The 12,990-nt window shown below is 29.6% G+C and carries 13 protein-coding genes and 1 pseudogene; 8 read left to right on the plus strand and 6 right to left on the minus strand.

Annotated features, from left to right (window positions below; all coding sequences use genetic code 11):
- Positions 1 to 7: 7 nt before the first annotated feature.
- Positions 8 to 496, minus strand: a complete 489-nt coding sequence (locus ACXHHC_RS11840) for a Pycsar system effector family protein (RefSeq protein WP_458226588.1) — start codon at positions 494 to 496, stop codon at positions 8 to 10.
- A gap of 461 nt (positions 497 to 957) precedes the next feature.
- Between ACXHHC_RS11840 and ACXHHC_RS11845 the strand changes: the two genes are divergently transcribed.
- The 3 genes from ACXHHC_RS11845 (at position 958) to ACXHHC_RS11855 (ending at position 2,576) form a co-directional block, all read left to right on the plus strand.
- Positions 958 to 1,317 carry a helix-turn-helix transcriptional regulator gene (locus ACXHHC_RS11845; RefSeq protein WP_458226589.1) on the plus strand — a complete coding sequence of 120 codons (360 nt, stop codon included), beginning with the start codon at positions 958 to 960 and terminating at the stop codon, positions 1,315 to 1,317.
- 11 nt (positions 1,318 to 1,328) lie between these two features.
- Positions 1,329 to 1,868: an ImmA/IrrE family metallo-endopeptidase gene (locus ACXHHC_RS11850; protein ID WP_458226590.1), complete on the plus strand. Its 540-nt coding sequence runs from the start codon at positions 1,329 to 1,331 to the stop codon at positions 1,866 to 1,868.
- A gap of 255 nt (positions 1,869 to 2,123) precedes the next feature.
- On the plus strand, positions 2,124 to 2,576 hold the full coding sequence (locus ACXHHC_RS11855; RefSeq protein WP_458226591.1) for a hypothetical protein: 453 nt from the start codon (positions 2,124 to 2,126) through the stop codon (positions 2,574 to 2,576).
- Positions 2,577 to 2,928: 352 nt separating this feature from the next.
- On the opposite strand, the gene ACXHHC_RS11860 is transcribed toward ACXHHC_RS11855, so the two are convergent.
- Together ACXHHC_RS11860 and ACXHHC_RS11865 are read right to left on the minus strand one after the other, a co-directional pair.
- On the minus strand, positions 2,929 to 4,326 hold the full coding sequence (locus tag ACXHHC_RS11860; RefSeq protein WP_458226592.1) for a hypothetical protein: 1,398 nt from the start codon (positions 4,324 to 4,326) through the stop codon (positions 2,929 to 2,931).
- Between the two features lie 95 nt (positions 4,327 to 4,421).
- Positions 4,422 to 4,850 carry a hypothetical protein gene (locus ACXHHC_RS11865; protein ID WP_458226593.1) on the minus strand — a complete coding sequence of 143 codons (429 nt, stop codon included), beginning with the start codon at positions 4,848 to 4,850 and terminating at the stop codon, positions 4,422 to 4,424.
- Between the two features lie 80 nt (positions 4,851 to 4,930).
- Between ACXHHC_RS11865 and ACXHHC_RS11870 the strand changes: the two genes are divergently transcribed.
- The 3 genes from ACXHHC_RS11870 to ACXHHC_RS11880 all read left to right on the plus strand — a co-directional run bounded on the left by ACXHHC_RS11870 (position 4,931) and on the right by ACXHHC_RS11880 (position 7,487).
- Positions 4,931 to 6,181 (plus strand): Y-family DNA polymerase, encoded by a 1,251-nt coding sequence (locus tag ACXHHC_RS11870; protein ID WP_458226594.1) that lies wholly within the window; start codon positions 4,931 to 4,933, stop codon positions 6,179 to 6,181.
- A gap of 26 nt (positions 6,182 to 6,207) precedes the next feature.
- Positions 6,208 to 6,645, plus strand: coding sequence for a LexA family protein (locus tag ACXHHC_RS11875; protein ID WP_458226595.1), 438 nt, complete (start codon positions 6,208 to 6,210; stop codon positions 6,643 to 6,645).
- A 242-nt stretch (positions 6,646 to 6,887) separates the two neighbouring features.
- Complete coding sequence (locus tag ACXHHC_RS11880) at positions 6,888 to 7,487, plus strand: SOS response-associated peptidase (protein ID WP_458226596.1); 600 nt, start codon at positions 6,888 to 6,890, stop codon at positions 7,485 to 7,487.
- 267 nt (positions 7,488 to 7,754) lie between these two features.
- On the opposite strand, the gene ACXHHC_RS11885 is transcribed toward ACXHHC_RS11880, so the two are convergent.
- Positions 7,755 to 9,617, minus strand: a complete 1,863-nt coding sequence (locus tag ACXHHC_RS11885; RefSeq protein ID WP_458226597.1) for a recombinase family protein — start codon at positions 9,615 to 9,617, stop codon at positions 7,755 to 7,757.
- A 56-nt stretch (positions 9,618 to 9,673) separates the two neighbouring features.
- Here ACXHHC_RS11885 and ACXHHC_RS11890 point away from each other — a divergent pair.
- Both ACXHHC_RS11890 and ACXHHC_RS11895 read left to right on the plus strand, forming a co-directional pair.
- Positions 9,674 to 10,378, plus strand: a pseudogene (locus ACXHHC_RS11890) (YifB family Mg chelatase-like AAA ATPase); the annotation flags it as partial.
- Between the two features lie 69 nt (positions 10,379 to 10,447).
- Positions 10,448 to 10,708, plus strand: a complete 261-nt coding sequence (locus tag ACXHHC_RS11895) for a hypothetical protein (protein WP_458226598.1) — start codon at positions 10,448 to 10,450, stop codon at positions 10,706 to 10,708.
- Between the two features lie 78 nt (positions 10,709 to 10,786).
- Here ACXHHC_RS11895 and tig read toward each other — a convergent pair whose 3' ends face one another.
- The gene (gene tig, locus ACXHHC_RS11900) at positions 10,787 to 12,109 is read right to left on the minus strand and encodes a trigger factor (protein ID WP_458226599.1); all 1,323 of its coding nucleotides are present in this window, start codon (positions 12,107 to 12,109) and stop codon (positions 10,787 to 10,789) included.
- Positions 12,110 to 12,224: 115 nt separating this feature from the next.
- Positions 12,225 to 12,989, minus strand: coding sequence for an alpha/beta fold hydrolase (locus ACXHHC_RS11905; protein ID WP_458226600.1), 765 nt, complete (start codon positions 12,987 to 12,989; stop codon positions 12,225 to 12,227).
- Position 12,990: the final 1 nt, after the last annotated feature.

Below are 12,990 nucleotides of genomic sequence, written 5' to 3' on the forward strand. Positions count from 1 at the left end.
TTATCATCTATTTTAAAAGGTTAAAAATGAAAGGCACAAGAAATATTATCTGAAAAATAAGTAGTAGACTAACCCACCTTAAACTATTAAACTTTTTAGATAACCCTTTAGATAAACAATAAGCTTGGTTTCGTAAATCCATTAATACTTTATCTTCTTTAATATTCTCTGATTCTTCTAAAAACCTACCTTTATTCATTGCAGAAATGGATTCAAAATATATTACGGATTCCATATTAGAATCTTTATAAGGAACGTTTGCAATGATTATGATAAATAAATTAATCAATCCAAGAAACAAAGAAATCATAAGTGTTAGACAAATCTCATTATTATCCTTAAGCCCTTCAAACAAACTGTTTTGAGTAAGAATAGTAATAATACTACCACATAAAAAAGTTATAAATCCAGCATAAAAAGCTGACTTACTATTAATCAATCCATAATAAGTGTCAAACCTTGATAAACTTAATATTAATCTTTCTTCTTCTTTCATTTCGTAAAAAATTGTGACATAATCCTCCTATTGTCTTAAATAGAAGTCAATGTCAGTTACTGTTGATATTATATCAACTTTTAAATTGGAATACAGGTATAGCCTATGCTAGTAAAGCTTAGTTTATACGTTTTATTAAGATAGATTATAAAAAAGTGAAGCTTTAAACTTTAGTTAATAAATTCTAAACAAGAATAAAAACAACTGAAAACACCCAACTTTTTGAAAGAATTTTATAGATTTGAATATTACCACATATACTAATCTTAACTAGAGTTTCACCAAACTCAAGATTCGTCCAAAAATTGGGGATTATTCATTTAATCCTCATTTTCTATTTACAAATGTAATGATTTTTTTATTTGTTCAAAAAAAACAACCTTAAGGACTTTTCAACAAAAAGTCATTTTAATAAACACTCTTGTTCATAAGTTTTTAATTTGTTGTATATTTGCAACATAATGACACGACAAGAAGAAATAGAAAAACTATATATTGGCTTAGGCAATATTATAGCAACCGCAAGAAAAAAAAACAATCTAACTCAACAAGAACTTGCTGAAAAGCTAGAAATTGGAAGAACTTCTATTGTTAATATTGAAAAGGGGAGACAACACACTACATTACACATTCTCTTAGATATTTGTATCATTCTTAATATTGATATTGTTGATATAGTCTCAAAGAGTTCTTACAGTATTATTAATTCAAAGAAAAAGTTAAAATCTGAAATAAAAAATCAAATTAAAAATTTTAATAAAACTTCTGAAGAAGATATAGACCCTAGTAAAATAATTAAGTTCATTCAGAATCAAACCTAAACATAAAGCCTATGAAATCAATTGCCTCTATTGAAAGTAAAGCTGTATCAATTATCAAAGAATTTGGTGATTTGAAAACCCCCATAAACGTAGAACAAATATGTAGGAATATGGGTATTGAAATTAAATGTGAAGATTTAGGAGAAAACGTATCTGGTGTTTTATTTATAAAAAAGGATGGGAGCGGTGTTATAGGATATGATCAAAACAATAATATTTCAGAAGTAAGAAAACGCTTTAGTATAGCACACGAATTGGGTCATTATGTACTTCATCGTTTTAATCAAGAATTGTTCGTAGACCATAAACAATTTAAGGCTATATTTAGAGATAATGATTCAAGTAAAGGAGATATTACTCAAGAAAGAGAAGCAAATGCTTTTGCAGCAGCTTTATTAATGCCTAAAGAGAAACTTAATAAAGCTTTATCAAAACATGTTTTTGACTTGGCTGATTCAGATGAAAATATTATTGATAAACTTGCAAAAAAATTTAATGTTAGCTCACAAGCCATGACATATAGAATAGCAAAATTAAGATTATTCGCGTAGTCATATAAAATAAGGAAGTAAAATACATAAAAGCGTATAGCTATTTTTCTGTTTTCTAAAATCGCCAATTAAGGAAAGTACACAGAGGTAAATAGACTATTTCGCTCGCGTTATGCAATGGCATGGCGTGGGCTTTTTAGTTTGTCTGTGTACAGGTGTTTGGCGATACCTAGAAAACAACGGCTATTAAGTTCCACGCTTTTTTTAATTTATAACAACTGATAAAGGGGCTATATCAGTACTAATTAAAATTTTATGAGAAAATTATTTCTTTTAACCATCGCATTACTGATTAACAACTTGAGCTTTAGTCAAATTAAAAAAATTGAGCCAGCAAAAAGTATTGAAATTGGTACAATTAAAACATTTGGTGCATTCATTATCGATTGCCACAAAATCAATGATACTTACTTATTCACCTATGCTGATGCTAAATTCAAACATATAGATGAACACAAATCATTTGAGTTTAAAGATATTGATAATGCTTTTGACACACTTTACGAAACAATTATTGATGGTTTTAATAATACTCCAAAAGAACCAATTATGATTAAGCTACCTAAAGGAGTATTATTTTTAAGTTACATTAAGTCTTATGGGGTGGTAAACTTTCGATTCGGACACTCTTTAGACAACAAAGGGGGGGTTATTGGATATTCTGGTTATTTAACTAAGAAAAAAGTTAAAAAACTCTTTGGAAAATAATAGTTCTATTAATAAATAAAAGGATAGTCAATTGTTCTATCCTTTTATTATCGTCTTATTTAAGTTTTAAAGGATTCTAATGAGAAAAAGGTATAACCAAGCAACTGCTCCTGTTTGGTCTCTTAAAACAGCTTACTCAGGACTTATTTAAGTCAGTTAGAATCTTTTTTCCCTCACTAAACACAATTTTTAGAAGTAAGATTAGACTCAATATGTTTAATCTAATCTATTTTGGTTTCTAAGAAAGGTCGAAAGCCTTAAAATGAGTAAGATATAGTATAAATAATATATATTATTTTATAGTAATTACTACATATATCTATTAAAAAAAAAGATAAAAAAAAGGTGCGTTTTAAAACACCTCTTTTTTGAGCTTAATATCTTCTAATAAGTATTTTGACATACCTTTATGCATTTCATTTTCTAAAAAATCTAAATTATCAACAGTAGTAATTAAACAGTCATGTTTGCTAAACATAATTATATTTCTTTTTAAACTAATCTCTTTAGCTATTCTATATATAAGTATTTCTGATTCAAGTTTTTGCATTAAAGTTGGAAAAAAACTATTCTCGGTCTTACCCTCTTCTTTTTTACTTTCTTTTATAAAATCAATTACTTTAAAAATCTCAGGAAAAAGAGATTTCATTTTATGAATTTCATTAACATTTCGACTTGATGCACCTCCATACATTAATGGGTAGAAGGCACTTTTAACAGCATCCCTTTTGTTTGAGAAATATTTGGATTCAACAATACGTCTATCCTTATTAAACAAATTAATCTTATAACCTTTTTCGCACCTATTTAATTCAATTCTTTCTGCTATATATCTATATAAATCTTTTTCAACTATAATTTTTCCAAACTTTTTAATTTCTTCTTTTAAATCAGGTGAATTAAAGCTTTCATAAAGTTGAGTAATAAATTCATCTCCTAACTTTTCATCTACCAGTTTTTTAAAATCTGGATTATATTCATTCAAAAATATAGACTTAAACATAGTGTAAATAAATAATGGTTGTGAGGTTTTAATATCCACCTCACCCATTCTTGCTTCATTATACCTTAAATAAGGTAAAAAATCCTTTTTTAGACTGGTTAAAGGTGTGTGTAATCTATTATCTGTTTTAGGATTTAATGAATAATTCCAATTATTTAAAGAAAAATCTTGTAACGTTAAACCAATACATAATTGTTCATTTAAGTCTAGTGTCTCAGTAGATTTATAATATTCCTCTGAATCTATTTTTAAATCTGAATTGAATCCATTTAATAAATAAGAGAACTTATTATTGAGCATTGTATTCTGTTTCTTTCTTTCCAGATTATTCTTTGATATTTTACCAATCAAATCTAAATCATTTAATTCATACCCTTTTACTTTACTACTTTCTAAAACAAAACTGTATCCCCTGCATCGTTCACCTTTTTCATACTCATGTTCTAGTTTTATCATATTGTTCATAACCAAAAAATTCACATAATGCTGATAACGAGTGTGAAATTCATTTTTTAGTTTTTTAGAATTCACATGAAAAACGGAAGTTTTTTTTTTACGGATTTGCTGTAAAAAAATATTCAATAGATACATTACATAATCTTTTTTAATAAGTACTTTTTTTTCTTTAATTGAAAACTTTTTCTTCTCCAAAAGAAAACCCTCTTCATCTCTGAAAAGGGCTTCTACTTTGTTTAGAATACAACTTGGTACCTCTATTTTTTCTAATCTTTTTAACTTTTTACTCATGTTTTATAAAAATTAAGTTAACAGCACAACTAATAAAACGTCATACTCTTCTTATATATTAACTTAAGCTCTATAACTCACGATTTAAAAAAAAACTAAACACTGGTTTTTAGTATGTTATCAATCTCAAATTGATTAAAAGATTCCCACTTACCAGAATAGTTAGAAAACTTGTCTTCTTTAATTAATTTATTGTATTTATCGTAAAGTAGATTTTCAATTTCTTCAATATTATATCGTTGTAACGAACAGTCATTAATTATTAAAGAACCAAATACACTATCACTGGAATTTAACTTTTCACAGACTCTAAAAACATACTCTTCTTCAGTTGAACAAAACAATAACTCTATTGGTTGAGGTGCTAATTGTACTTGCTTTATAAAGTCGTTTATAGAATAGTCATCACCTAGTAATCTTGAAGCACCCAGTAAGAAAGGAACTGTTAAACCATTAAAGTATAAATCATTACTATAATAGTAGCTTAAAACACAAAACCAAGAATATTTATGTCCATTTTCCATATATCAAAAATACAAAAGTGCAGATTGACTGCCTAAAAGAGTATTGTCTTTGCAAAAAGTATTTTTTAATTTACAGTGTTATGTATGCATTAGTTGATTGCAATAATTTTTATGCGAGTTGCGAAAGAGTCTTTCGTCCGCAATTAATAGGAAAACCAATCGCCGTTTTATCCAATAATGACGGCTGTGTAATTGCGAGAAGTAACGAAGTAAAACCCTATATTCCTATGGGGGCGGTAGCATTTAAATTTAAAGAAGTATTTAAACAAAATAACGTTCACGTATTTAGTAGTAACTACGCGTTATACGGAGACCTCAGCAATAGGGTAATGAATACGCTGAGAACTTTTACACCAGACGTAGAAATCTACTCTATAGACGAAGCTTTTTTAGAGTTTAAAGGTTTCGACCGCTACGACCTCCATGCTTATGGATTAGAAATGAGAGAAACGGTATACAAACACGTAGGAATCCCTGTAAGTATTGGTTTTGCTCCAACAAAAGCACTCAGTAAAATAGCAAACAAGATAGCTAAGAAGTTTACTGACAGAACACAAGGTGTATACGTTATAGATACAGAAGAAAAAAGAGTTAAGGCTTTAAAATGGACAAAAATTGAAGACGTTTGGGGTATAGGAAGCAGATTTGCTAAAAGGCTTAAAGCGGTAAAAGTAAATACTGCCTATGACTTTACAAAACTTCATGATGAATATGTAAGAAAAGAATATTCTATCGTTGGTCTACGTCTTAAACATGAGCTTGAAGGAAAACCGAGACTAAGTTTAGATGAGGTTAAAAACAAAAAAGCTATAGCCACCACACGTAGTTTTGACAAGGATATAAGCGACTTTTACAAGCTAAAGGAACGAGTAGCTACTTTTGCTTGTTCATGTGCTGAAAAGCTCCGAAAACAGGAGAGTAACTGCACTACGCTTATGGTATTTGTTTTAACTAATTCATATAAAAAAAATACTCCACAGTATAGTAGAAATATAACCATTCAAATACCATATGCCACCTCATCTAGTATTACGATAAGCCAGTACGCTCAAAAGGCTTTAAAGGCTATTTACAAAAAAGGATATGCTTATAAAAAAGCAGGAGTAATTGTCATGGGGATTAAACCTAATAATAAGACACAGCTTAATTTATTCGTCAATGAAAACCCCAAGCATAAAAAACTAATGAAAGTTATTGACGAAATAAATGGTAATTTAGGAGTACACAAGCTCAAAGTTGGAGGGCAAGGACTGGGGAGAACGTGGCGAATGCGACAAGAACACCTCAGCCCAAGGTATACGACCCATTGGGACGAGCTACTAGAAGTTTAAATATATTTATGGTTAAAATTATTAAAGTGTCGGCAAGATTAAGTGAAGAGTTAGAGATAGTTCCATACAGAATAACTGAAAACGGTGTTAAAGTTCCGTACTATGAGGATGGAGTACAAGCAGGTTTTCCAAGCCCAGCTGATGACTTTAAAGAGCAACAGCTTAGTTTAGATGAAAAGTTGTTAAGTAAGCCCAATAGCACTTTTTTAGTTCGTGTTAAGGGTGATTCTATGCACCCAACACTCCATGTGAAAGATATTTTAGTTGTAAGAACAGATTTAAACCTTGAAGATAATTCAATAGGAATTATAAGTATAAACAACAACGAATTTACAGTTAAAAGATACGATAAATCAAAAAAGATTCTTGTTGCTGATAATCCATCTTTTCCTAATATTGAAATTCATGAAGAAGATACTATTTTACTTAGGGGCATAGTTAAACATATCGTACGAGACTTATAAAAAAACAAACTGTGAAAGAATTACCAGAATACAGACAATTGCAATTAAAATTTGGGTGTTTAGGAGTAATCATATTTATTGTAATATGTGTTATAGCTGAGTTGTTAGTGTATCTCAACATAATAGAACAATAAACAAAAACTCCACCTCTACGAAGTGGAGAAAATTGCTATGAAAAAGAAAATTGTCCATTGGACAATCTATGCAAATATAACCTATTTATATATTAAAAGTTAACAAAGATGTGTTTCCATAGTAAACAGACAAAGAAAGCTAAGGAGGTAGAAAATCGTTTTGAAGCTGAAATAGAAGATTTAGATAACTTTCTAACATCTGAACATATTAACGCCTTTAATTTCCCAAAAACACCTGTTATCACTAATGAAAATGTGGAAATAATACAAAATATTAGCTGGGGCTTAATTCCGAATTGGTCAAATGATTGGAATAGAACATATACCTTAAATGCTAGAATCGAAACATTAGAAGAAAAACCATCTTTCAAAGGGATATTAGAAAATCGATGTATTATTATTACAAATGGCTTTTATGAGTGGAAAGATATTGGACTAAAAAAGAAAGTTAAGTATGAAATTGGTTTTAATAATGAATTATTTGGTTTTGCAGGATTATGGGATTTAAAAGATGGGATTAAAACTTATACAATTATAACAACAGAAGCAAAAGGAATTATGAGAGAAATACACAATACAAAATTACGTATGCCTTACGCTTTTAATGAACTTAATAAAATGCGTAAATGGCTTTTGGGTCACGAAATTGAAAACAATTTTGATTTTAGTACCATAAATTTAGAGCCTGAACAGACTTTTTTATTCTAAATAGCCATAAAATCTATTAATTTTTAACATAAAAAAGTATCACTTTTTAATCAATTTGGTTTTTTAAAAACACAATACAAAATATTAAAGATATTAAGCATTTATTTAACTATTCCTTTTTCTAAAAAACCACAATAACTAAATATTACACATTAATATTTGTTTTCAACTTACCTTAGGTCTAAATAACTCCCTGTTGAATTATTTTCTATCTATTTTTTCTCCTAATTCAATATCTTCAATTAATTCATGTTTAATACTAGATTACTAGTTTTCTAATTTATTTTTACCTCCTAACCCTTTAATACCTTTTGTTTTTTCTTTGTATTCATCTGATTGAAAATATTCGTCAACAATTTTTTGATGATTATCTGGATTCGAAGATTCTTCAACCATCATTTCTAAATCTCGGTCAAATACATCGATAGGTATATTTTTACCACTAAGCATAGAAATAGTTTCTATTACCTTTTTACGAGTAAATCTTTTACCATAATTAAAAAACCATTGATCTATTGTTTTGTTTTCCACACTATAACAAGCAATGTAATTTGAATCAATAAGATAGTTTTCATTGTCTATTGGTAAATTATAAGATACAGTAACAGTATAAATCCTTTTTTCGTGATCGTAATTGATGAAAATTCTTTTTATATATTTCTTTAAAAGAATTCTTTTGTCATTATAAGAGATCTGAGTATTAGCTTGTCTTTCTAAGATTTGCTGTCGTTTTGACGTATCCATAAATGTGTTTTCTTCAAAAAAAACCCAATCTAAATTTATCTCTTCCAAGATTGACTCTTGGTTATTTAGTTGAGAATACTCTTCATTGTCTTTTTCGAGTATTTCATTTAGAGTCTTTTTTTCAGATTCAATACGACTTCTTGTTTTAGATACTTCACTTTCCGTAACAATCCCTCTTGTTACTAAGTCCACTGTATTATCAAACTGTATTTTTAATTCTTCAATTTTTTTGTTTTGTTCATCAATTTTACTTTGGAGACCTGTTTTTCTATTAAGTGTGTCTTTTTTCTCAAACTCCTCTTTAACTTTTTTATATAGCTTATCTCCATACATAAGATTCCATATGAATTTTTCTAAAACATCTATATTAATAGCTCTATTATTACACTTTTTTTCAGCATAACGTTTACTAGAGCACATATAAAAATTATCTTTCTTGTTTAGTCTCTTTTTTCCATAATAGTTACTATTGCATTTACCACATTCTAAAAGTCCTTTTAATAAATATTTATGGTCTACATTCCTTCCAGTATTCCTAACCTTAGAATTTTTACTTAATTGAAGTTGAACTTTCTTCCAGTATATTTCGTTGAAAATTGCTGGACATTTGAAATATTCTTCTCCCCATTTTCTAACTCCTTTGTAAACAGGATTCTTTAAGATGTCTTGAACTTGCTTGTCGCTCCAAATAATATCTTTTTTATCTTTTACAGTTTTTTTGTGTGTTTGTCTGTTTTTTATAGTTAAAGTTCCTCCTATTTTATTATACCTAGTAGGAATCTTTTCATCGTTTAACCATTTCCTAATGGTTGAGGTACCAACACCAGACAGACATTTAGCATATATGTTTCTAACTATTATAGCTTCCTCTTCATCTATTATTAAATATCCTCCATTATCTTTAGTGTATCCATAAGGCATAACTTTCGCATGAGCTTTTCCTGCTTGAGCATTTCTTCTCAAGACTGATTTAATCTTATTGGAAGTTATACGAACGTAATATTGGTTAACTAGACTAAATATATCTCCCATCATTTCACCTTCATTAGATTCAGTATCAACTTTACCATTCTTGGTATATAGAGCTACTTTGTGTTCACTCAATATTGCTTTTAAAAGATGTCTAACTTCTGGTGATCGTTCTAAACGAGATTGATCGTATGCGTATAAATGTGTAACTTTATTTGCTTCTATATCGTCTAGCATTGAGGCAAATCCAGGACGGTCTTTTATACCTTTTGTACCACTAATTCCTTCATCCGTATAGACTTTATGTGTAAGTCCAAGTTTTTCAGCCCATTCAATTCCTGAAAGTCTCTGGTCCTCTATTGACCTATCTTTACCCTCTGACTTGTCTCTACTAATCCTACAGTAAATAGCTAACATATATCTTTGTTTTAAAAACAAATTTAAATAAAATAAATAAGACCCCCTCAATTATTACTATTACAGATGTGGCTTTGGTAGGAGGTGGGCAGTATCCTCAGCCTGGAGAAATTTCTTTAGCGCATAACGGAGTGTTGTTTTTGGATGAGTTGCCCGAGTTTAAGAGAAGTGTTCTAGAGGTAATGAGGCAGCCGTTGGAGGATAGGGAAGTAACCATATCAAGGGCGAAATTTACAATTACGTATCCTAGTAGTTTTATGTTAATAGCTAGTATGAATCCATCTCCAAGTGGTGATTTTATAAATGATGATTCCAAAATACAGTCTTCTTCTATGGAGGTAAAGAAATATTTAAATAAGATTTCGGGCCCGTTATTGGATAGGATTGATTTACATATAGAGGTAAACCCTGTTCCTTTTGAGAAGTTAAGTAATGAAATTCCAGCAGAAACAAGTAAGTCTATTAAAAAAAGAGTACAAAAAGCTAGAAATATTCAGACAGAAAGATTTAAGGAAGAAGCAATTCATTACAATGCGCAAATGGATGTGAAACACTTAAAAGTGTATTGTAAATTAAAGCCCGAAACAAAAGAATTGCTTAAAAAGGCAATGGAATCATTAAACTTATCTGCTAGAGCTTACGATAGAATATTAAAAGTTGCTAGGACTATAGCAGATTTGGATACATCTGAAATGATTGAATCTCAGCATATTGCTGAGGCTATACAATACAGGAGTTTAGATAGAGAGCATTGGGTGTAGAAATAAACTTGAAAAATTCATTCCTTTTTCCTAAATTAGGTAGGATGTTAACCTTAAAAATAGATGCCTATGTTACCCTTTAGAACAGAAATTAGAAATAGTCCAAAAAGGCAAACTTTAAAGGTGTATGTTCAAGACACAAAATGTGATAAAGAATGCAAAGAGTTGATTAAAAATCTTTGTGGTGTAGATCGTGTAGAGATTCAGGAGTCTATTAGTAGAAATCGTGTGGAGGAAAATTTAACAGTATATGTTAAAGATGATGCGGATGTGAATAATGTTAAAAAACTAGTAGAGAACAAACTAGATGAGCATTTTGCCTTTGATTAAGTGTAAAACACTGAAAAAAATAAAAGCTCCTGTTATTCTTAACAGGAGCTTTTTTATTTCTATAAATCTAATTAGATCTTATTGGTAAACCTCTTTAATGAAGTCTTCGTAAGTAACTTCTTTTTCGTCAAAAGAAATTTTCTCTTTAAATAAGTCTAACATTTTGTTGCTTATTAATTGAGATTGTAATCTTTTTGCTTCGTCTTGGTTTTGTAATACTTTCATTGCAATCTCTTCTAACTCTTTGTCTTCAGGATTGTTTTGTCCGTATTGAGCCATTTGCTGCTTGATGAAACCAATAGCGTAGTCTTTTAATTCTTGAAAGTCAACTTTAACATCGTTGTCTTGCATAATTTTTCCTTCGATTAATTGGTAACGTAATCCTTTTTCAGATTTATCGTATTCAGCAGCTGCTTCTTCTTCTGTTAATGGCTTTTCACCTGCAGTACCTAACCACTTAATTAAGAATTCTTTTGGTAAGTCAAAAGAAGTGTTTTCAATTAAGTTTTCAGTAATTGCATTTAATAAGTGTTGGTCAGCTTGTTGTGCAAACTGTCCTTCAGCATCAGCTTTAATTCTATCTCTTAATTCAGAAGCGGTAGAAACTACACCTTCTCCAAATATTTTATCAAATAATTCTTGATCTAATTCAGCAGGCTCTGTGTAGCTAATTTCTTCAATAGTAAAAGTTAAAGAGAAAGCTTCAGCTTCTTGAACCTCTTCTAATTTTAATCCTAATGAAGAAGCTAATTTAATGTCTTCGTTAAATAAGTTTTTAGATTTTAACTCTAAAACATCTCCAACTTTAGAACCAACAAATTTCTTGTTGTTCATTTTACCTTTAATGTCTTCTAGAGTTAAAGTAGCTTTGTTTTCTATTGCTTTTTCTTCGTTAGCGAAAACACCTTTAATTGTAGAGTTTTCTTCTACAGCCTCTTGGTTAATTGCATTACCAAAACGGTTTTGCAAGTTTTCAACCTCTTGATCGATTAATTCATCGTTAGCAATAATGTTATATTTTTGAACTTTAGCTTCAGATAAGTCAACGTTAATTTCTGGAGCTAAACCTAATTCAAACTCAAAAGAAAAGTTTTCAGTATCCCAGTTAAAGTTCTCATCCATTTTAGGGATAGGATTTCCTAAAATATCTAACTTTTCTTCAACTAAGAAGTTGTTTAAAGACTCTTGTAATAATTTATTTACTTCGTCTACCATTACTGACTTTCCGTACTGCTTCTTTACTAATCCCATAGGCACTTGTCCAGGTCTAAACCCAGGAATATTTGCCTTTTTACGATAATCTTTTAATACAGAAGCTACTTTGTCTTGATAATCCTCTGCTGTAATATCAACTTTAACTACTGCATTTAATGCATCGATATTCTCCTTAGTAATGTTCATTTGACTAAATTTAATTTAAAATCTCTAAAAAATTGGGTTGCAAAAATAGGCTTTTTTTTGAGAATGTACAAAAGTATAATTAATTCATGCTCAATGCCTTTTATGCAGATGTTCGTTATTTTACAAACTCAATCAGTTTGTTGTAAAATTCAATTGGGTTTTCTGCGTGTAGCCAATGTCCAGCATTGGAAACCGTTTCTATTTTGGCTTTTTCAAAATGTGCTTCTATTAAAGAGAAATCATCGTCTAGAATATAATCAGACTTAGCACCTCTTAAAAATAAAGTTTCTCCTTGGTACGTGGTAAAAGAAGGCAATGCTTCTCCTACTTCTGGGTTGTTGTTGGTTAAACTTTTTAAGTTAAAACGAAAAGCCATCTCCGTTTTGGTTTTTCGATATACGTTTTTTAGTAAAAATTGCCTAATTCCCTCTTCGGGAATAGTTTTCTTAAGAATGTCATCAATTTCTGAGCGTAATTTTAAAACGGAAAAATCTACGCTATTTAATGCATCTATAATAGTGTGATGATGTGGTGCGTAATATTTTGGTGCAATATCGGCAACAATTAGTTTTTCTACCAATTCTGGATATTCTACGGCGAATAACATAGCTGTTTTTCCTCCCATAGAATGTCCTAATACAATGGCTTTTTCAATTTCTTTTTCATCAAAGTAGTTTTTAAGATCTTCTACCATTAAATCATAAGAAAAATCATCTGTATGAAAACTACGTCCATGATTTCTTTGGTCTACTACATGAACTTCAAAATCGGTGGCTAATTTGTTTGCGTGCGACTTCCAATTGTCTCCCATTCCAAAGTATCCATGTAAAATAACGAGTGGAAAACCTTCTCCTTGTATTTTTGAGTGAAGTAATTCCATA

Source organism: Wenyingzhuangia sp. IMCC45574 (genome assembly GCF_054182685.1).